At 59.8% G+C, this 20,434-nt stretch carries 14 protein-coding genes; 13 read left to right on the top strand and 1 reads right to left on the bottom strand.

The features are described 5' to 3' along the window. Positions 1-554 precede the first annotated feature (554 nt). The 12 genes from MTX23_RS26630 to MTX23_RS26575 all read left to right on the top strand — a co-directional run bounded on the left by MTX23_RS26630 (position 555) and on the right by MTX23_RS26575 (position 16,556). A complete protein-coding gene (locus MTX23_RS26630; RefSeq protein WP_280973170.1) occupies positions 555-1,787 on the top strand; it encodes an extracellular solute-binding protein in 1,233 nt (410 codons plus the stop codon). Between the two features lie 6 nt (positions 1,788-1,793). Further along, on the top strand, positions 1,794-4,766 hold the full coding sequence (locus MTX23_RS26625; protein ID WP_280973169.1) for a hypothetical protein: 2,973 nt from the start codon (positions 1,794-1,796) through the stop codon (positions 4,764-4,766). A 659-nt stretch (positions 4,767-5,425) separates the two neighbouring features. Then, entirely contained in the window at positions 5,426-6,604 is a 1,179-nt protein-coding gene (locus tag MTX23_RS26620; protein WP_280973168.1) for an ABC transporter ATP-binding protein, read from the top strand. Then, positions 6,601-7,554, top strand: a complete 954-nt coding sequence (locus MTX23_RS26615; RefSeq protein ID WP_280973167.1) for a sugar ABC transporter permease — start codon at positions 6,601-6,603, stop codon at positions 7,552-7,554. The genes MTX23_RS26620 and MTX23_RS26615 overlap by 4 nt, the downstream gene beginning before the upstream one ends. Further along, positions 7,551-8,402, top strand: coding sequence for a carbohydrate ABC transporter permease (locus MTX23_RS26610; RefSeq protein ID WP_280973166.1), 852 nt, complete (start codon positions 7,551-7,553; stop codon positions 8,400-8,402). The genes MTX23_RS26615 and MTX23_RS26610 overlap by 4 nt, the downstream gene beginning before the upstream one ends. Positions 8,403-8,419: 17 nt before the next feature. Further along, positions 8,420-9,655 carry a hypothetical protein gene (locus tag MTX23_RS26605; RefSeq protein ID WP_280973165.1) on the top strand — a complete coding sequence of 412 codons (1,236 nt, stop codon included), beginning with the start codon at positions 8,420-8,422 and terminating at the stop codon, positions 9,653-9,655. Further along, positions 9,652-11,334, top strand: coding sequence for a DUF1592 domain-containing protein (locus MTX23_RS26600; RefSeq protein WP_280973164.1), 1,683 nt, complete (start codon positions 9,652-9,654; stop codon positions 11,332-11,334). The genes MTX23_RS26605 and MTX23_RS26600 overlap by 4 nt, the downstream gene beginning before the upstream one ends. Before the next feature lies 1 nt (position 11,335). Continuing rightward, positions 11,336-12,679, top strand: coding sequence for a DUF1552 domain-containing protein (locus MTX23_RS26595; protein ID WP_280973163.1), 1,344 nt, complete (start codon positions 11,336-11,338; stop codon positions 12,677-12,679). Then, a complete protein-coding gene (locus MTX23_RS26590) occupies positions 12,676-14,079 on the top strand; it encodes a hypothetical protein (RefSeq protein WP_280973162.1) in 1,404 nt (467 codons plus the stop codon). The genes MTX23_RS26595 and MTX23_RS26590 overlap by 4 nt, the downstream gene beginning before the upstream one ends. Further along, on the top strand, positions 14,063-14,407 hold the full coding sequence (locus tag MTX23_RS26585) for a hypothetical protein (protein ID WP_280973161.1): 345 nt from the start codon (positions 14,063-14,065) through the stop codon (positions 14,405-14,407). Before MTX23_RS26590 ends, MTX23_RS26585 begins: the two co-directional genes overlap by 17 nt. Beyond that, entirely contained in the window at positions 14,404-15,678 is a 1,275-nt protein-coding gene (locus MTX23_RS26580) for a cytochrome c (RefSeq protein WP_280973160.1), read from the top strand. The genes MTX23_RS26585 and MTX23_RS26580 overlap by 4 nt, the downstream gene beginning before the upstream one ends. Before the next feature lie 389 nt (positions 15,679-16,067). Then, complete coding sequence (locus MTX23_RS26575; RefSeq protein WP_280973159.1) at positions 16,068-16,556, top strand: hypothetical protein; 489 nt, start codon at positions 16,068-16,070, stop codon at positions 16,554-16,556. A 173-nt stretch (positions 16,557-16,729) separates the two neighbouring features. On the opposite strand, the gene MTX23_RS26570 is transcribed toward MTX23_RS26575, so the two are convergent. Beyond that, positions 16,730-18,316, bottom strand: a complete 1,587-nt coding sequence (locus MTX23_RS26570; protein WP_280973158.1) for a carbohydrate porin — start codon at positions 18,314-18,316, stop codon at positions 16,730-16,732. Positions 18,317-19,272: 956 nt separating this feature from the next. On the opposite strand from MTX23_RS26570, the gene MTX23_RS26565 reads away from it, so the two are divergent. After that, the gene (locus MTX23_RS26565; RefSeq protein WP_280973157.1) at positions 19,273-20,313 is read left to right on the top strand and encodes a PLP-dependent aminotransferase family protein; all 1,041 of its coding nucleotides are present in this window, start codon (positions 19,273-19,275) and stop codon (positions 20,311-20,313) included. Positions 20,314-20,434: the final 121 nt, after the last annotated feature.

The raw sequence follows: 20,434 nt of genomic DNA, 5'->3' as shown, positions 1-20,434 counted from the left end.
TCGGGCGCGGGAGTGATGAGCCGCCGAGCCGTGCCGGTCAGCGCGGAGGCTCTTTGCAAGTCGCAGCGCCAGCAGCGATCCTCCCGCCGCCCCCGTGAGCGAACCACCCAGGAAATTGAAAAGGTCAAAGCTCACTTGCCACCCCCAGCACGATCTCGCAGCGGGCATCAATTGCACGCGATTTTGAGAATCGCGACAAGCTGGAGCTGCGCGCCCTCGTTTTGCCGGATTGTTCCCTGGTACGAGGGGGCTGCAGTCGCATACGTTCGCTTGACCGAGTATGAGACAAAAATCTTGGTGCGAAGCGTACCAAGTTGATGCGCCAGCGTCACAACAGCACGATCTGATCCGCTCACAAATCAGGACGTTGGATCGCATTGGTCGATGTTTGTCATTGAGCGGTCGTCTTCCGGCGATAGCGCATTACGGCCCTCAACGTGTCGCCTGGGCCGTGCACAGAGCCAATCGGTGGCGTATCCGCAACTGGGCGAGTTTCGCATGAGGGTGGGCAAGCTCCGGCGTAGCACGCCCTACCTACTTGTCAGCGAGGATAGATGAAACGCATTGCACTCACGATCATCGCCGTCGCCTTGGGCGTCGGGTCAGCTTCGGCAGCGGACCTCAATTTGCTCTACGGTGGATCCAATCTGATGACCCCCGTGCAGAACAGGCTCAAGGAACACTTCCAGCTGACTCATCCCGGGATCAGCGTGAATCTGGAGCCTGCGCTTGAGTACACCGACGCGATGGCGATCACACTGAGGCAATCCCTCATAGGCCAGGCTCCGCATTTCGGATATTTCGGAATCTCCGACGTTTGCATCCTGGCCCGGCGCAACATCGCGCATCCGCTGGATGACTTCATCGCCAGCGATCCTGAATGGGCTTCACTTGGCATGCCCGACAGTGCGCTTGAGGTCACAAAATGCGGCTCGAAGACCTATGGTGTCCCATTCAGCGCCTCATTCCTCGTCGTCATGTTCAACAAGCAGCTCGTCGCCAGAGCGGGCCAAGATCCTGATCATCTGCCGAAAACATGGCCGGAAATCCTCGAGCTTGCCAGGAAGATCGACGCCACAGGTGGTGGAATCGCCTTCAACTACGATGCATCCTCGAGCTGGAGTTTCATGACGCTTGTCGAGAGCGAGGGCGGAAAAATTCTATCTGATGACGGTGAGGACATCGCTTTCGATTCGCCGGAGGGCCTTAAGGCGCTGCAGGATCTGGCCGATATCGGCGCCGCGCGCCATTACGCGGACATGACCAAAGCGCAGGCGCGTCAGGCTTTCGCAGCTGGCGTCCTGGGCATTCTGGTTGATTCATCAAGCGGTTTTGCCAACTACGCGAAGGCGGCAGCCGGGAATTTCGAGATAGCGGTCACTCCACTCCCCCTCGCACAGAATGGCAGACTGCCGACGTCAGGCATGGCGGGAGTGCTATTGACCTCAGACAAAAAGAAATCCGATCTCGCATGGGACTATCTCAAATACGGATCTTCGCCCGATGGCCAAACTCTCGTCGGCAAACTGACCGGATTTCTGCCGTTCAACCGCGTCGCGATCGAATCCCCGGAAAGACTGGCCTCGTACTATTCCGAGAGGCCTGAATTGGCGGCTGCTGCCCAAAGCCTGAAAATGGCCGGCTCCTGGCCCAGCTTTCCCGGTCCCAATGGGCTGAAGGTTCACGCCATTATTACGAGTTACATGCAGAAGGTCTATACGGGTGTCCTGGATCCGGCCGCCGCTCTGAAAGCCATGGCCAAAGAAACCCGCGCATTGCTGAAGTGAGCAGACGTGCTGCCGATCCGCGAAGACGTCCCACGCGTCAGCATCGGGTTGCAGAACGCGCCGGTTGATCGCGCAGCAGTCATGAAGAAGATCGACCGCGTCAGCCATCGGCGATTGTTTGTGTTTTTGTTTTGCGGCGCACAAGCTGCTGTCGCGTCCAGTACCTCTTGCTACGTAGGGTTGACCTCCACGCTGAATTGCGCCGATTGTTCTGTCTTTACTCAGACAAGATTCGGCATGTCACAATCCAAGGAATTATTCATAAACAGCGTCCGCCAGGTACGGATACAGGGACAATCACTGATACCGACCGTCGTTCTCTACAAGGACAGGAAAAGCTGGGTCGGCTTCGACGCTCTGGAAAACAGTGATCAGGCAAGCGAGCTGCGCGAGGACTTCAAGGTCCAGATCGGCAATGACGACCCGGTGAAGCTTGCGCAGTCCCGCAGTGGCTCGTCGTCGGGCCAGGGACGCTCGACGCTCGGGATCGCCAAGGACTTCATGGATGCGGTCGTCGCCCAAGCGATGGATACGATTCGCCTGCAGGGATACGAAGCCCCCTCACGGATTCTGGTCGCCGAACCTCTGTCGCTGATCGGAACATCGGATCGGCTCGATCACGAAGACTGGCTGAAGAACTATCGCGGCAGCATCCGCCGTATCCTGGCAAGCAAGTTCGCTGAAATAGATTTCATGCCGGAGCCGTTCGCGGTGTTTCAGTACTATCGCTACGGCGTAAAGCACCCACTCGTTGCCCAGCGCGCAAAGCAGATTGCGCTTGTTTTCGATTTTGGTGGCGGAACGTTCGATGCCTCGATCATCGAAACGACAATCGCTGGCGACATCAGTCAGAGTGGACGGAACTCGAAGCCGCTGGCGGCCCGATCGCTGTCCGTCGGCGGCTTCGTCATCAATCATGCAATTGCGCGCGAGCTGTTGTTCCGCGGGATCGACCGCTCCGTGGACAAAAGTGCGGTCCATCGCGCTCTCGAGGCGTTCCCGAAGCTGAAAAATGCCGACGATGAAAGCCTGTCGCTGGTCCGATCCGACCACGCCGCGTTCGTACGGAATTATCGGCGCGTGTTACGCTCAGTGGAGCAGGCCAAGCTGACCGTTTCATCCGGAATCGCCTCATGGAAGCTTGACGCAAACCTTGCGTCCTCGCCCGCTTGCGTCGTCGACATTCCGCAAAAGCCCCTGCAGGATTCATCGACCTGGGTCCCGATACGCTTCGAGCCGACGGAGTTCAGATCGATCTTTTCGGACAGAATCTGGAGGCAGAAGCTACTACCGGAGATCCAGTCGGTGCTCAAACGTGCCGAACAGGAGCTGGGTGGCCGCCCGATCACGGTCGTGTTGCTGTCGGGCGGCTCATCGAACATCGGATGGCTCAAGCCGCTGATCGAGCGGGATCTCTCCTCGCAGCTCGGTCAGGCCGAGATCCTCGAGCTCAGTGAAAACTTTCAGGAGATCGTGTCCAAGGGACTGGCCGTCGAATGCGCACGGCGCTACTACACCCAGGGCGAAGGCGATTTCCGCGCCATTACCTACAACCGTCTGTGCCTCGGATTGAATCCGAACGGTCACGGACTAGAGGTCAGGAAGTTCGTGCCGGACAGTCCGGAGCTTGAGGGGATCGACACCGATCCGGGTGTTCTTCTTCCATCTTCGACGAGCCTGCGCAGTCTGGTTAACCGGCCCCTTCGGTGGAAGGTCCGCCTCAGCAAGGCACCGAGCCAGTCCCTCGAGTACTTCTTCATGCGCTCCTCGTTCGATCCGGAAGAGGCAGGCGCAAGGCACAATCTGGATACCCGCATTGCCACGCCCAAAGATGCAGTATTCGGAAGCGGAATCGGCGTTGAACTTCTGGTACGGGAAGATGGTACGGCGGAGCCATCGTTTATCTATGGCCGCGGTTCGCAGGGGCAGCAGTCGGTCGTAAAGGGACGGCCGTTTTATGTTGATATGACCTACGCCGCGCAGGAAGCGGGAGGTGAGACCTATCTGGGCTTCGATTTCGGCTCCAGCACCTCGTCGCTTTGTTATGTGAACGCCGGCGATATTCGGGTCTACGCTGATCGCGCGATGGACCGGACCTGGATGACGTTGAGCGACCTGATCGATGTCTTGCCGTATCCCGCTGCATACCCACTCGCCAGATTTTTATCCGAAACTTCGCCTGACCAGATGGATCGCTGGGGGAGGGAAGCGCTCGAGGGCGCGCTCGGTCTTGCATGCTACCTTGCGTATGCCGAGCACTGCACGTTTGCCGGCCCGCAAGGAACTCTCTTCAAAGCGCTCCGGCAGCGCTCAGGCGGGCCACTGTGGGATATGCTCAAGCGCTGCGCGTCGTTGAGCGGCACAAGGTGGACATTCGCCAGGGAGCTCCTGGCTCTCACGCAGGAGCCCTATATCACCGACCTCAATCATGCTGTCTCGCAGCTCGCCCTGACTAAGCATGGAAAGCGCGCCGATGGACTGGACTACGCGAGAATCCTTGAGAGGATCGGGAATGTCCTTGCGAAATGTTTCAACGGGAAGCTATTCGGTTACTTTGAAGATGCCCGACGCAAGCCATTCAGCACGAAGATCTTCCAGGGCATTTTCCGGAATGCTCGCGGTGGATCTCCGCCATTCATCGATGTCTACGAGTATGAAGGTCTTGAGGACTTTCCTCAGGAGTTCGTTTTCGTGCTGGACGTCGAGACCGGCAAGGGTTTGAGCCTGTTTCCTCTGGTCGTGCGAGGTATCGACCAAGCTCGTTCGCACCACGAAGAGCCGGATTTCTTCGTCTACGATATCGCCCGGCAGGGCGGCAAGGAAATCGCTTTCAGGGCCATCCAGGAAAAGGCGGAGATCGTCCTGAGCGCAGACGATCACCTCGGCGAGCTATTTGCTGCTACGGCCGGATTGCTTCAAAACGATCCACGATCGACAGCCATCTCGGGTGTAACCTTGCGCAACAGGGTCGTAGAATAGGCTTGTTCGTCTGGAATCTGCCTTTTTGTGCCGACGCGATTGCGTTGGGATTGCGATTTTTCGCGCGACAGCGCCGACGCCGGAGGCGGCGGCTTGCAGTCTCTTGCACCGGATCAATCGCAGGTGCGCCGATCAGCCGGCTCGCCGCAACTGACTTTGCGGATTGCATTCAGGAAAGGGTCGAATTGTATTCTTTATCGGATGCCAGCGGTCCGCGTTCCCGACGCGCCCCGCGGTGTCTGTGCTGCAGCTTCGGCATATCGCTCGCCATCAGCGCAGACGGCGAGTGCTGTTGCGGATGAACCCGCTGCCCACCTCGGACGCTGGGGCGATGATTGTCAGCGACGTGACTGCCGCTAAACCCGATCGGCGAATGATCTTACGCTCGCGCGGTCACGCGAGCCGCAGAGTGTCAGGCGCACACCAGACGTCCCGTTCCTGAATGGAACCATCAAGGCCGGCGCTCTGCGCGGGCGGACTAGGCTCAGTGAGTGCGGCACGTCATCGCGTTTGGCCTCGTCTTTCATCGAATTCCTCGATGGTCGTCATCCGCCGGTAGCACTTCGGGTCTTGAAGTTTCGCATGCGCGCACAACGATCTCGATCGGATCTCACCGTGCTGCGCGGAAGTCTTGTGCCGACAACGGGGAATCAACGGCTGTGGCGTCCGTCTCGATCGCAGGCATCAACAAGAACTACGGCGAGACCCCCGTCCTGCGCGGGGTCTCGCTGGCGATCGCCGATGGTGAGTTTCTGACGCTCTTGGGGCCATCGGGCTGCGGGAAATCGACCCTCCTGCGGATCCTCGCTGGACTTGAGACGCAGGACGCGGGCTCCGTTTCGATTGGTGAACGCGTGGTGGATGGACTGCACCCCAAGCGGCGGGACGTGGCCATGGTGTTCCAGTCCTACGCACTCTATCCCCACCTGACGGTCGCATCGAATATGACGTTGCCGCTGCGGATGCGCCGCCTCTCGGCCTTGCAGAGACTTCCTCTTCTGGGCCATTGGCTGGCGGGAACGGCGCAGATCAGTGCCGCTATTGAGCTGGAAGTTGCCCGTACAGCCAAGGCCCTTGGCATCGGCCACCTCCTGTCGCGCAAGCCCGGGCAGCTCTCGGGCGGACAGCGCCAGCGCGTGGCGGTTGGGCGGGCAATGGTGCGCCACCCGGCCGTGTTCCTGATGGACGAGCCGCTGTCCAACCTCGATGCCTCGCTCCGCGTGCAGATGCGCGCTGAAATCAAGGACCTGCATCGGCGGCTCGGGGCGACATTCGTCTACGTCACCCATGATCAGGCCGAAGCCATGACGCTGTCTGACCGGGTCGCAGTGATGTCCGATGGAGAGCTGTTGCAGGTCGCTCCGCCGCGGGAAATCTACGCCGATCCCGACGACCGGCGCGTTGCAGAGCTTGTCGGCTCGCCCAGGATCAACGTCCTCGACGGTGTCGCGCGTGAGCGCGGCCGGATTGATGTGGCCGGTTCAATGCTTGCGATCGAGGCTGACGCCTTGTCCGGCACATCTGTCGCGCTCGGCATTCGTGCGGAGGCCTTCCATCTGACGGATCATGGAGGTCCGGGCGCGCTGACCGGCTCGGTGCGCATGGTCGAGCACATGGGCTCTGATCTCTTCGTTCATCTTGATCTGGCCGGCGTCGAGCTCCCGCTTGCCGCAAGGCTCCCGGCCGAAAGCGCACCCTATATAGCACCCGGCCAGACCTTGCATCTCGAGGTTCGGCCAGACCGCGTGCTTCTGTTTGCGCGCGACGGGCGGCGCTTGCGACGGAAAGGGACACCGGCCCACGCATCGCTCACGCGGATCAGGGAGGGGGTCCGATGAACCAGGCTTGTCCTCCTGCCGCTGCGTCCGCCAAGCCGTGGATCCTCTCGGTTGGCTTCTCTCCGGCTCGCAGCCGCGCCTTTCGCGAAATACTGGCGGGTTGGTCGCTGGCCGGGCCCGCCGTCGTCTTTCTGCTCGCCTTGTTCTTCCTGCCCGCGATCGGCGTTCTTGTCATCGCCGTCACGGATTGGCAGCTCGGCGCACGATCACTTTCGTTCATCGGCCTGGCCAACTTCCGTGAGGTCTTCTCCGACCCGGTGTTCCGAGCCTCGCTTGTCAACACCATCTCCTACGTTCTGATCGTCGTGCCGGGCACGGTCATTTCCGGTCTTCTGATCGCGCTTCTCATCGAAAGCAAAAAGTCCTGCCGCGCCTTTTACCGTGCCATCCACTTCCTGCCTTTCATGGCGACGCTGACGGCGATGGCGATCGCCTGGGAGGCGCTGCTGCACCCGACCGCCGGGCTTGTCAACCAGGCGCTCGTCGCAATCGGACTGCCGGCGACCAACTGGCTGCGCAATGAAAATACCGTCCTGCCGGTGCTCGCCGTCATCGGCATCTGGCAGAATCTCGGATTTGCCATGGTGTTGTTTCTCGCAGGCCTGAAGGACATCCCACGCGATCTTTACGATGCTGCCGATGTCGACGGCGCCGATCGGTGGCTCGACCGGCTGCGCACCGTGACCCTGCCGATGCTCGGACCGGTCTCAATGTTCGTTGTCATCGTCGTGGCGCTGCGGGCGCTCGAGTCGTTTGATACCGTGAGGGTGCTGACCCAGGGAGGCCCAGGCCACGCCTCCGAAGTGCTGCTCTACACGCTCTATCGCGAAAGCTTCGAATATCTGCGCACCAGCTATGGCGCTGCCCTTGCCGTGGTCTTTCTCGGCATGTTGGTGACGCTCACGCTCGTTCAGGTGCGCCTCATGGACAGGAAGGTGCATTACCAATGAACCGCGCCACCTCGATCGGTCGTCTGGTGCCGCCGGCCACGGTTCTTCGTCACGCCGTGCTGCTTGTTACCGGGGCACTCGTTCTCGTGCCCTTCGTGTGGATGGTGTCGCTGTCGCTCAAGCCGCCGGGCGAGATCTTCCGCATCGCTTTCTCCCTGTGGCCCTCGCAGTTCTATGGGGTCGAGAACTACACGAAGGCGCTCACGGAGACTTCGCTGCCGCGCTACATGGGCAACGGCCTGATCGTATGCACCCTGATCCTCGCTCTGCAGATTCTCGTTTGCGCACCTTGCGCCTATGCGCTCGCCAGGCTCCGGTTTCCCGGACGCAACATGCTGTTCGGCATGGTGCTGATCGGTCTGCTCCTGCCGCATCAGGTACTCTCGCTGCCGCTGTTCATCCTCGGCTACCAGCTCGGCATCCTCAATACGTATGCGGCACTCATCTTCCCCTATGTCGTCTCGCCATTCGGCATCTTCCTGTTCCGCCAGTCCTTCAGGACGATTCCCGATGATGTGGTGAATGCCGCGCGGCTCGACGGTCTCTCCGAGCTCGCGATCGTCTGGAAGATCGTGGTGCCAATGGCGCTGCCGTCCATCATTGCATTCGCGATCTTTTCGGTGGTCGGGCACTGGAACGACCTGTTGTGGCCGCTGATTGCGGTTCACGACCAGTCCCTCATGCCGCCGCCGCTCGGAATCATGTCTTTCAGGAACGAGGAGGCCGGCAATGACTATGGTCCCCTTATGGCCGCATCCACTCTCGTCGTGCTGCCCCTCGTCATCACCTTCCTGGCCGCACAGAGGTGGTTCATCGAAGGAATGACAGGCGGGGCTGTCAAGCAATAGGCCACGGAGTTCGAACGATGCGTTGTATCAAGTTTGCGGCGGCGGACGCCAGCTCCGTGCCGCTGTCGTCCGGACATCCTGCCGAAAGCCGGAACAGCAGGGGCCGCGCCGGACTTGCCGCCGCGCCTCACAAAGCCAGACACACTGCGACGTTCGGCAGGTCGGCATTCGGCGTCGGACTATTGATACTGGCGTGTGCCGCAGGCGATCCGGGCGCGTGCCTGGCTGCCGGCAGCGAAACCCGGGACACGCCCGGGATGGGACACACGATCGGTCTGGTCCTATCCAATTTTGACTGGGCCATGTCGCCACTCAAGGACGAGAAGGCGGAGTGCCCGGACGGTCCTGTGCACACCAACCGGCAGAACTGGGAGGCACAGTTTCCGTCGCGCTCTGCCCGACAGGATCAGCTTAACAGATGCTGGCGGATCGACAATCGCGGGCCCGATTGCGAAAATGCCTTCTTCAATCCAGGGGCAGTGAGTGACCCGTTGCCGTTCCGCGAAGTGCAGAGCCCAGTGGCCTCCGGCTTCAATCTGGATGGTACGTTGGACGGCGAGGCTACGGCCACAACGTGCGGCCACAAAAAATTCCGTGAAGTGACCACCGGACAGAGGGTCGATAATCAGCTCTTCAGATTTTTCGGTTGTCACCGCAATCTCGTCAACAATCTCTTCAGCGAAGCGAACACGAGGAAGTTTGTTCAGGCGGCAATAGTCAATCGCCTGCTGCTCGAGATCTCGGGCGTGACGGACGATCAGAACAGCCCGGATGTGGAAGTCACTCTGTATCGCGGCTCAGATCAGTTGCTGGTCGATTCTGCCCGGAAGATCGTTCCGTGGCAAAGTCAGCACGTGAGTGGACAGCCGCTCTATCGCGCCAAAGGTCAAATCGTTGACGGGCAGCTCGTCACCGAAGCTGCGGATGGCATCTGGCCCGAAACCTACATCGGGGTGCAACGGGTCCGCGGCATGACACTGCATCTGAAGTTGTCCTCTGCGGGAGCGGAGGGCATGCGGGCTGGTTATGTCGAGCTCGATCCGCTCTGGGAATGGTATGCGCATTTCGGAATCATTACCTCGGCGGGCGAAGTCTATATGGCCAGCCCGCCATCGGCATACGCCGCACTTCACCGGCTGGCCGACGGCTACAAGGATCCACAGACCGGCCAGTGCACGGCTCTCTCGTCTGCCCTCAGGATCGAGTTTGTTCGCGCCTTCATAATCCATCCACCGGGGGAGACGGATCGATGAGAGGCAGAACGGGTCTGTGGGCCGCTGCAGCCACCATACTCGTCGCTGCGACCGGGGTGGCTGGATATCTGGGCGTGGAGCGTGGCGGGCGTGATCCGGAACCCGCGGTGGTCGGCGGTTCTGCATCGGTCCGGCTGATCTCGGCCGATCAATATGTCACCGCAATCCACGACATATTCGGCGAAGACATCAAGGTCGACATCGATTTTGCGCCGCCGCAGCGCGTGCAGGGTCTTCTTGCGCTCGGCGGCTCGGCGGCCGCAATCACGCCTGGAGCGCTGGATCAATTCGACCGTGCAGCGCTCACCGTGGCGCAGCAGGTCACCGATGACCGGCACCGGGGCATGCTTGTGCCCTGTATTCCGGTTTCGGCCATTGACGCCGACAGCGACTGCGCAAGGCAGTTCTTCATTCGTGCCGGGCGCTTCCTGTATCGCAGACCTCTGACCAATGCCGAGCTGGAAAGACAGGTCGAAGCTGCGGGCGCGGGGACGCGAAGGCTTGGCGACTTCTATGCCGGCCTGAGCTACAGCCTCGCCGGCATGCTTACCTCGCCGAAATTCCTCTATTTCATCGAAACGACCGAGCCGGACGCGGACCATTCCGGTCAAGTCCGCCTGACGGGCTGGTCGAAGGCGACGCGGCTCAGCCTGTTTCTCTGGAATGCTCAGCCCGATGAGATCCTGCTTGATGCCGCCGAGCAGGGAGATCTGGACAAGGCCGATGGATTAAAGCGGCAGATCGAGCGAATGCTGGCATCTCCGCGCATCGAGAAAGGGGTACGAGCGTTCTTTGCGGATCTGTTGAAATTCGACCAGTTCGCTACGCTTGCAAAGGATCCCACGATTTATCCCGGATTTACCATCCAGGTGGCGCGGTCGAGCGAAGAGCAAATGCTGCGACTGATCACCGACCAACTTCTTTCGCGCAACGGCGATTATCGTGACCTGTTCACCGGACGCGTTACGTTGATCAACGCCACCCTTGCTCCGCTGTACAGAACTCCCCTCGAGGACGTAGAGGGCTGGACTCGGCACGAGCTGTCGCCGGCGGACAGTGCGGGTCTGCTGACTTCGCCCGGCTTCCTTGCATTGTATTCGCACCCGGGCAGGAGCTCGCCCACACGGCGCGGTCGCGCGGTCCGCGAGAATCTTCTGTGTCAACATGTGCCGGACCCGCCGCCCGACGTCAGCTTTGAAATCTTTGATGATCCCAATCGCCACTTCAGAACCGCGCGCGAAAGGCTGGATGCGCACAGGACCAATCCAGTGTGCGCCGGCTGTCACAATATCACGGATCCAATCGGGCTCGCACTGGAGAACTACGACGGCGCCGGAGCGTACCGCAAGGCTGAGGGCGATGCCCCCATTGATGTCGGCGGTGAGCTCGACGGAAGATCGTTCGTCGACGTGGCCGGGTTCGGTCAGGCGGTTCACGACAATCCCGCGCTCGTCTCGTGCCTCGTGAACAGGCTGTACAGCTATGGCGTCGGGCGGCCGGCCGCAGCCCTCGACCGGCTATGGCTGGACTACGAGACAAGACGTTTTGGTTCAGAAGGCTATCGCCTTGTTGCGCTCCTGAGAGACATCGCAGGCAGCAAGGCCTTCTACGCCGTCTCGGCCGGCTCTGACATGCGAGGCGGCGCGCAAGAAGCTCGAATTGATCGCCAGGAGGACTAGCGTGTTCAGGAAAATCGATCGCAGACAGGTGTTGAGAGGGATACTCGGCGGCACTGCCGTGACCGTGGGGATGCCCTTTCTCGAATGCTTCCTGAATGACGGCGGGACTGCCCTCGCCAATGGCCGTCCCCTGCCGGTGCGCTTTGGCACATGGTTCTGGGGGCTCGGTATGAACAGGGAGATCTTTGTACCCGAAACCACCGGAGCGAATTTCGACCTGAAGGAGGAGCTCGCCGCAATCCGGCCGGTCAGGGACCACATCAATCTCTTCACCCGCTACCGAACCTTTACAGATGGCCGGCCGTCTCTCTGTCACTATACGGGATGGGTTACCCTGCGTTGTGGCCAGGCGCCTGCCGACAGAAAATCGGTTCCGGGAGAGAGCCTCGATGTAACAATTTCCGACGCCATCGGCGGCAGCACGCGGTTTCGCTCGCTCGAGATGACAGCAACGGGCAATCGCCAGCACAGCTACAGCTTCCGCAATGCCCAAGCTGTCAATCCGCCGGAAATTTCCCCGCTGGCCTTTTACCAGCGGGTTTTTGGACCGGAGTTTCAAGATCCAAACTCTCCGGTGTTCCATCCGAATCCACGCCTCATGGTCCGCGAAAGTGTCCTGTCGGCTGTCCTTGAGGACAGCGCCTCGCTCAAGCAGAGCCTGGGTGCTGCCGATCGCGCGCGGCTCGACCAGTATTTCACGTCGCTTCGTGACCTTGAACAGCGCCTCGCGCTGCAGCTTGAAAAGCCCCCGCCGGCCCCGGCATGCCGGGTGCCGTCCGCACCGGCCGACGTTACGACGATCGGCGAGGATGCGGATCTCGTCGCTCAACGACACCGTCTCATGACGGACATTCTGGTCGCAGCGCTGTCATGCGATCAGACACGCGTGTTCAATATGGGATATTCGGAGAGTTTTGCGGCGACGACCAGGAAAACAGTTCCGAACTCGCACCACTCCGTGACCCATGAAGAGCACCTGAACAAACAGGGCTATCAGGCGATGCATTCCTGGTTCATTCGCCGGGCCATGGACGAGTGGGCCTATTTTGTTGGTGCGCTGGCGAGCGTGCGTGAAGGCGACCGGACGCTGCTGGACAACGCCCTGGTGTTCGCCCACAGCGATCATGAGCAGGCGCGCGTCCATTCCTTGGACGGAATTCCCATGATGACCGCAGGCAGGGCGGGCGGCCGGATGAAGTCCGGCGTTCACGTGGCTGCGGGCGCGGAAGATGTCGGTACCCAGATCGGGCTGACCGTCATGCGGGCCATGGGCCTGCAGAAAAGCGAATGGGGCTTTGGCTCAATGAAGACCAGCAAGGTCGTTGGCGAGGTTCTTCAGGCATGACGATGAAGATCGGCATTTCGATCGTCCCGGCCCTGGTGCTGCTGTCATCCGCGCTCGTGCAGGCGTCCCAATCAGGACTGGCAGCGCCGCCAGGCATCGATGTCCGGTTGACGGATGAGGGACCGGCCTTTGCCGGCCCCAATGGCATGACCCTCTACTCTTTCAGCCGCGAGCCGGATGAGCGCCATCCTCTTGAGGATTGCACGAACGAGATCCGGGCAGAGATTTACCGCACCGAATCCGACAACTTCTCCAACGAATCCGAAAACCTCGGCGCGGATTTCGTGATCAGGGCGCCGGACAGCCAAATGCGCCGGACCTGCGTCCAGAAGCGCCCGCCATTGCTGGCATCCCCCGATGCAAGACCTGTCGGAAAGTGGACGATCGTCCAGCGCACAGACGGCACAAAGCAGTGGGCCTATGAGAACGCGCCACTCTACATGTCGATCAAGGACAGACGTCCCGGAGATGTAAACGGAAACATGCGCGCCCAGAAGTACCTGGAGTTCTACCCGTGGAAGGCCGCCCTGGCGCCGCTCCCTGGCGCGCCACCGCAGGTCACAGTTCAAAAAACAGCACTTGGCCTCGCGCTGGCCGACGGATCCGGAAAGGTTCTCTACCACTCCGACTCCGGTGAGACGACTGGCGATCCGCAGCTTTGGCGTCCCTTCCTTGCCCCCGCCCTTGCGACGAGCGAAGGCTTTCCTGACTGGTCGATCGTCACTCGAGGAGGCGTGAGGCAATGGGCCTACAAGGGGATGCTGCTTTATACCTACGCACGGGACTCCGATGTCGCGAGGGAGTTCCAGGAGTTTCGCAACCTGTTCGGCGAACTTTACGGAACGCCGTCCGCTAGCTGGCAAGTGGCGCTGCTAAAGAGGGCGCCCTCCCATCCATCCGACGTCACGATCGGGACGATTCCGAATGTGATGGCGACTTATATGTCGCAAGGAAGTCTCGAGCGGAAAGTCTACGCCGATGCAAGGGGCATGACGCTTTATACGATTCATTGCGTCGACAAGACCGCGGACCGCCTTGATTGCGACGATGTCGCCGACAGTCCGCGCTACTGGACCAGTTTCTGCGGAGGTGAGGATAGATGCGCCAGAATTTGGCATCCCCTCGCGGTTACGGCGGGAACATCAGAAACGAACCACATCTGGTCCGTGATCTCGATCAATCCACGGCATCCCTTTCGCGAAATCGAGAAGGGGACTCAGGGCCTGAACGTGTGGGCCTACAGGGGAAGACCAGTTTTTACCTATGAAGGAGATCAGGCTCCAGGTGACTGCAACGCCTGGGAGGTCAACAACAACCAGAATCAGGGAAGCCAGATGAAAGCCTCGCCGATTATGGCCTATGAGAGCCAGGAGATGCGCAAGCATGCCGGCAACCCGTGAAGATCAGGCAAGCAGGACAATGGTTTCGCGCCGGCAAGCCTTGTACCGCGCAGCCTCGCTTTCCATTCTCGGCGTAATAGCGACGCTGGTCGCCTGCAAGAAGGACACGAAGGCGCTGGCTTGCGCCGAGCTAGCGGCTACGAGCGCGGACAAGTCGTTGCGTGACGCCCGGCACTACGTCGAACAATCGCCTGATCAGAGCAGGACTTGCCGTGCCTGTTCGTTCTTTGCGTTCGCAAGTGATGCAGGTGCCTGCGGCCGCTGCCAGATATTCAATGGAGCGGCCAATCCGGACGGCCATTGTGATTCCTGGGCTGCGAAGGCATGAAGCCGGTTCAACTGGCCACACGCCTTGCTCGTTCAGTAGCTGCAGCGATCCTGGTCGGAAGCCTCACGGCTCCGGTTTGCGGTCAGGAGATCGCGGCGCCTGAAGCACCAACGTCACTCGATGAAGGACGAGAGCTCGCGGCTCAAGGCCGATATCTCGCGGCCGCAGGCAACTGTATCAGTTGCCATACCGCGCGGGATGGCGAGCCATTCGCCGGTAACGTGCCATTCCAGACGCCTTTTGGTACGATCTATTCCTCCAATATAACGCCTGATCCCGATACCGGGATTGGCGGCTGGACAAGGGAACAGTTTGTTCGCGCGATGCGCGAAGGCATCCGTGCTGACGGGGCCCACCTCTATCCCGCTTTCCCGTATCCGGCTTTCACAATCCTGTCCGATGAAGATCTGGATGCCCTCTGGACTTATTTGCGCGGTCTCCCCACTGTGGCACGCAGTGTTCGCGCCAGCGAGTTGCGATTTCCGTTCAGCCAGCGCTCGCTGATGGCGCTCTGGAATCTACTGTTCTTCACACCTGGCCGTTTTCGTTCCGATCCTGACAAGTCACCGGAATGGAATAGAGGAGCTTACCTGGTGCGGGGGGCGGGGCATTGTGGCGCCTGTCACACACCGCGCAACAGCTTCGGAGCGGAGAAAAGTGAGCTCGCGTTGACAGGCGGTCGCTACATGGACTGGGTCCCACCCGGCAAGATGCGGCCGTGGTCAGCGCCGAATCTGACTGGTGCCAGAGACGGTCTCGCCTCGTGGCGGGTGAGCGATATCGAGGGCTACCTGAAATCGGGCCACAGTCCCCGCGCAGGCATTTTCGGTCCGATGAACGAGGTAGTTGGCAACAGTACACGGCACCTCGACGACGCAGACACTCACGCCATGGCGGTTTACCTGAAGGACCTTGCGCCAGCCGGGGAAGTCGCGGCGTCACCCAGTGCAACTCAGGCCTCCGCCGGCGAACTTGTCTATACGTTACATTGCGCGACCTGCCATCTGCCGGATGGATCGGGCGGCGCTACGACGGGCCCTCCGCTGGTCGGCAGCCCGGTGGTTCAGGCCCGCGATCCATCCAGCCTGATCAATGTCATTCTCTATGGGGGGCGGCCCGCGCCATCGCCGGGTTCGCACTGGAAGTCCATGAACGGCTTTGCTGGTGAACTCAACGATACGGAGGTTGCCAACTTGGCCAACTACCTCAGGGGAAGCTGGGGAAATGTGGGCGCGGCGGTGACATCTGCCGATGTCGCCCGGCAGAGATAAAGCCTGCGGCCAGCTCCGATCTTACCCTCGGAGAGCGGACCCTGCCGATAGTTCAGCGGCGATGGCTGACGCCGGGCGGAGGGTCCGTGGAATCGCCACAAATGTCGCCTTCGTCTAACCTTGTGATGCAACGGGAGTGTATAGGAACGTTGCGACCTGGCCGGGCAGCAACAGCGGCCCTGAGGGGAGGACGCGCTGCACCCGACCGGCCGGTGTTGATCTCCAGCAAAGCCCGACCAGCCGCTCCGGGTACAGCTTGTATGAAAGGCTGCGGCAACCAAGGCCCTTAGCCTGATCGAGGACCCAATCTGTTAGCGCTGCTTAGCGGGCACCTATAGTTTTAGGATAGAGGTGAAGTAAGTAGGCCGCGGCCATGGAGGGTCATCTAGTTGGTCACGAAAAGCGTGGTACAAAGCCCATTCGTCGCCATAGTTTTCATCGCAACGGTCGTCGGCGGGTTGGCGATCTTGCTGACGAACCTATCGACGATTTATTCGGTTTTCGTCGTGGATCAGCCTGCGATCCAACTTGAGCTTTGGATGGCTGGAGAAATCCCAAATAACTTCGAGGGCGCAAACAAACCCGCCTTCAACATCTACACACTTATGCTACGGAAGTTCGGCTCGGTGCCGTTGTACAAGTGCCGTTTTGAGGGAGAGCAGAACGAAATAGCTTTTCAGTTTCTCAATTCAGACCCTTTTACCCATCCGGTTGGCGAGTTAGCCCGACGTCAAACTGTGTTTGTAGTAAAAGCCGGGTACCCGACGACACGCTGCCTTTCGAGGCTCGGCATTCGATGCGGATCGTGGAATGCAAAAGTTGCAGAGCTACGCTTTACGACGGCTCGTCTGCCATATGCCCTTCTCTCCTTTAATTGAACGCCCAGTCGGGATCGACGGCGCTTCGAGACTGTTCTGACGCTGTACCCTTTAGCGGCTCACCGGCCAACAGCATTGATGCCCACTTTTGCCCAAATGGTTGAGGCGAAGCGGACATCAATCCTTCCGGAGCCTGCATGATGCAGGCTCGCGAAAACGCGCCTCATGAGGAGCTAGAAAGCTATTGTCGTAGCCGCCGAGAAATTCAGGGCGTGACCTGTTTGGGGCGTGTATGTGATGCTTGTCGGATTATTGATGTATGACAATCCAAGATTGAGATAGATTCCGGGCGCAAGATGTGCGGTGTACGTCCCCGAAATTGCCTTGCTGTCCCAATGGACCAGATTCCCCTTGGCCAGGGCAGCATTCACCGCCAGTTTGCTCCAGACCGTGTCGGTGACAACGATGGAAATTTGATCGCGGGGCCGACTGTCAAAAAAGCCCTTCGCATAAACGCGAAGCTCGCCATACTGGCTGACCTTGTTTATGTCGGATGGCGCAGACATTACGGAAAATCCGGCATAAATGCCGCGGCCTGGCGCCCCTTGCGGATCAACTTGCCAGAGCTGCCGGTCTGCAGCCAAGTAATAGAAGCTGTTTCCGTTATCCCTTGGCTGTGTCGGGTAGGCCAGACTGGTGTACTTGCTATCGTTGAAGCCAGCCCCCGCCCGCAACCACGTATCGGACACTCCAGGCGCAGCCTTGTTTCTGTAGCCCGTTTCATCGAGGAAAAGCAGGCCTGCGTTGGGCATACTCCAGTTCAGGCCGGTGGAATTCTGAATTGTCTGCGTGTATGATCCGTCCGGACTGATAGCCCGCTGGAGCGTCGATTTGGTGTAGAGCTGATCGTCGAAGTGGTAGGTCAGGTTGATAGCCGGTGTCGGCGTCTGGTTGCTGCTCAGACCTCCCTCATAAAGGATATTCGAGGATGATCCGAACACACTGGACCCGGCGTTTCCGCCCACAACAGTGCCCGCGAACTCATAGTTATTTCTGAGATAGCCCATCTTGAGCTCGACTTTTCTGTCGAACAGCGTCTGATAGTAGGCGATCTCATTGATGCCCCATCTATCAGGTCCGCCGGGCTGCCAATTCCAGGATTGCTGCTCGGTACCGACGATGATCTGGCCGTCGGGAATTCCGAACTGGCTGAGATCATAGGTCACCATCAGGAAGTTCTGGGTGTAATATGTCGGGTTCTGCCCGCTGTAGAGCTGATTGGCGATCGTGCTTCGGGCTGCGTTCGGAAGAACATTGTCTACGAAAAGATACTGGGTCCAGCCGACATAGCCAATCCCGACTTCCGCCAGCGCCGATCTTACGCCGCCCTCGTCCTGGGTAATCGTATCGGCGGGGCCAGGTATGCTGACCACGAGCCCCCTCTCCCTGAGCTTTTCGAATTTTGCGTATGGGTCTGCCTCTCGAGGGGGCAGTGTGCCCGCCCTCTGAAATACAGCGGTTGTTCTTTCGGATGCGATCATCGCCGCCCGGAATGAATCGGCTCCCTTGCGGAATCTGCTGCCGACCTTGTTCCCCGGGTTCTTCCTCCCAACCTGATCTGGATTACTGGAATGGGAACTCGTGCTGACGGTCTGTGCCGGCGCCGGACCGCCGACGAGGCTGGCCGCCAGCGACAACGCAAGTAACGAACCAGATTGTCTATTTCGCCGAAAGTTGGACACGGACCTTGACAGGCCGGTCAAGGAGAGCGCCCTTATCCCGTGGCCAACGCGCGCGTCGGCAGGTTTGATCCTGTTCATCTCAACTTGCATACTGTCCCCGAAGATTGAACCTGTTTGACGCGGGACGCTTCGCATTGAACGTGCAACGGCTCGATGACGTACATCGAACAATTCGATGTGAGTCGGCGCAAGACGCGATGGGCGATCGGCGTCACCGCATCTGCGCGGCGCAAATCACAGATGCGCCCGATAGAAAGCGGGATGATCGATCCAGCTCCACACGCCGCGATGAGACGCGACGTACACTTGAGCGCTCTGCGCCGGCACGTTCTCTTGTACCTTGATGCAGACGGCTCCTCCCATTAAGCGAACATGCTTGCGTGCGCGCTCCTTGACGTTTCGGTGTGCTGATGGGGCGCTCGCAGAAATTCGGTTCGATAAAGGTTTGCTACGTCGCAGCCAAAGCCGATCGGAACGCGCCGTTTTCCTCGCGCCAGCCGGTATTGTCCGGTGACCTATCGGGGAAACCACGACGATTCCGCTATTGACCAGCCGTACAAACAGCCCCGCATCGCTCGTTTGTTTGGAAGATAGCGGAACACCCGTTCTCGACCGTGGGCTCGACCGTTTTCGTCAACCAACCCGATCGTCGATCCCGAAAAGCCCAGCGTGCAAGGTGATCAACCTGATCGAAATAACAATGCATCCGATCGGATTATTAGATGTGTGTCATGCAGACGTTGTCTTCTATCGATATCGCCTCGTCCATGCTCATCGCGGCCTGCGAAACCTGCTCATCGTCAGATCATCCAGAAGCGATCCTGCCGGCCAACTCCGCAAGTTTTCCGTGCGCGGCGACCACAGGCAATTCCGGATAACGGCGCACCCGCCATGATCTTCAAATCGCGCGCGAAGAATCGCAATGCGCAAGCTGGTGCCTTGTGCCCGCGTGAACGGAGCACGAAGCTCTTTGAGAAAGTCAGTGTGAGGAGATGCACAATCAAATCGATCTTCGGCGAGTGACCTCACCCGTCATGCCCGATACCGACCGCGATGTCCGAGGCACGCTGCAGACCATGGCAACCAGTTGGCTCGTGACAGACGAAATGCGTCAACACCGCAAATATGGAACAGAACGCGACAGGCAAGCCGCGGCCAGTTTCCTCGGCGTCAGGTATGACCAGCAGCTCGATGCCAGCCGCATCTTTTTGGCCAACGGCACACAGAATGTCCTGGTTGCCTTGCTCGCTGTGCTGGCCGGCGGGGGAGGCACTGTTCTGGTCGAGGAAATGACTTATCGCCAGATCCGCGAAGTCGCCCAATTGCTGGATCTTAAGCTGATCTCGGTTCCCCTGGATGATGATGGTATTCTACCAGACGCGCTCGAGGACGCATGCAAATCCCATCGAGCCAAGGTGCTGTATTGCATTCCAACGGTCCAAAATCCCCGGGCGTCGATTATGCCCGAGAAGCGCCGGCGGTGTGTCGCCTCGATTGCGCGGAACTATGGGCTTGCCATCATCGAGGATGAAGCGCAGGGCTTGATTCCCGTCGATGCACCTCCGCCATTTAGCGCGATCGCGCCGGAGATTACGTGGACAGTCACGGGTCTTTCCAAATGTACCCTCGTTGGCCTTCGAATTGCCTACGTGGTCGCGCCGTCGCCGGGCACGCTCACGCGCGTGATGGCGCCATTTGAATCCATGGCTTTCTGGTACGCTTCCGTAGTTTCGGCCAGCCTCATGACACACTTTATCGAGAGCGGGCTCGCAAGAAGACTGCTGACCTCGATCCAGGCAGAGGCGATCAAGCGGCAGGCGATGGCGCGGGCAGTCCTTCCGGAAACAATGATCCGGGGGGCCAATGGCCTCCACGTGTGGATGGCTGATCCCGGCATGCCAGGCGACCGGCTGGCCGCAGAGGCGGCGCGAGCCGGGGTTCTTGTCAGGAGTGGATCTGAATATGCAATTGAATCCAGTCCGCTGAGCCCCGGCGTCCGGATTTCGCTTGCCGATGTGTCGGAGTCGGATCTCGCCGAGGCTCTTTCCCGTCTGGCGGTGGCGTTCCGACAATAATGTGCCATGCCAAGCTGACGGGCCGGCATGATGCCTGATCCGGGGATGAAAGGCCCAAGGCCCTGCTGCAGGCTTGCGTGCTCCCGCGTCAGGTCGCGTACGGCTGATCCCCCTGGAGGGC

It is taken from the genome of Bradyrhizobium sp. ISRA436 (genome assembly GCF_029910015.1).
Lineage (GTDB): Bacteria > Pseudomonadota > Alphaproteobacteria > Rhizobiales > Xanthobacteraceae > Bradyrhizobium.
Note: the sequence above shows the minus strand (reverse complement) of the source record. Positions and strands in the feature narration are given on the sequence as shown.

Coding starts and splice junctions, on each gene's coding strand:
- MTX23_RS26630 (WP_280973170.1), top strand. CDS start 555: ATGAAACGCATTGCACTCACGATCATCGCCGTCGCCTTGGGCGTCGGG.
- MTX23_RS26615 (WP_280973167.1), top strand. CDS start 6,601: ATGAACCAGGCTTGTCCTCCTGCCGCTGCGTCCGCCAAGCCGTGGATC.
- MTX23_RS26610 (WP_280973166.1), top strand. CDS start 7,551: ATGAACCGCGCCACCTCGATCGGTCGTCTGGTGCCGCCGGCCACGGTT.
- MTX23_RS26605 (WP_280973165.1), top strand. CDS start 8,420: ATGCGTTGTATCAAGTTTGCGGCGGCGGACGCCAGCTCCGTGCCGCTG.
- MTX23_RS26600 (WP_280973164.1), top strand. CDS start 9,652: ATGAGAGGCAGAACGGGTCTGTGGGCCGCTGCAGCCACCATACTCGTC.
- MTX23_RS26590 (WP_280973162.1), top strand. CDS start 12,676: ATGACGATGAAGATCGGCATTTCGATCGTCCCGGCCCTGGTGCTGCTG.
- MTX23_RS26585 (WP_280973161.1), top strand. CDS start 14,063: ATGCCGGCAACCCGTGAAGATCAGGCAAGCAGGACAATGGTTTCGCGC.
- MTX23_RS26580 (WP_280973160.1), top strand. CDS start 14,404: ATGAAGCCGGTTCAACTGGCCACACGCCTTGCTCGTTCAGTAGCTGCA.
- MTX23_RS26570 (WP_280973158.1), bottom strand. CDS start 18,316: ATGAACAGGATCAAACCTGCCGACGCGCGCGTTGGCCACGGGATAAGG.
- MTX23_RS26565 (WP_280973157.1), top strand. CDS start 19,273: ATGCCCGATACCGACCGCGATGTCCGAGGCACGCTGCAGACCATGGCA.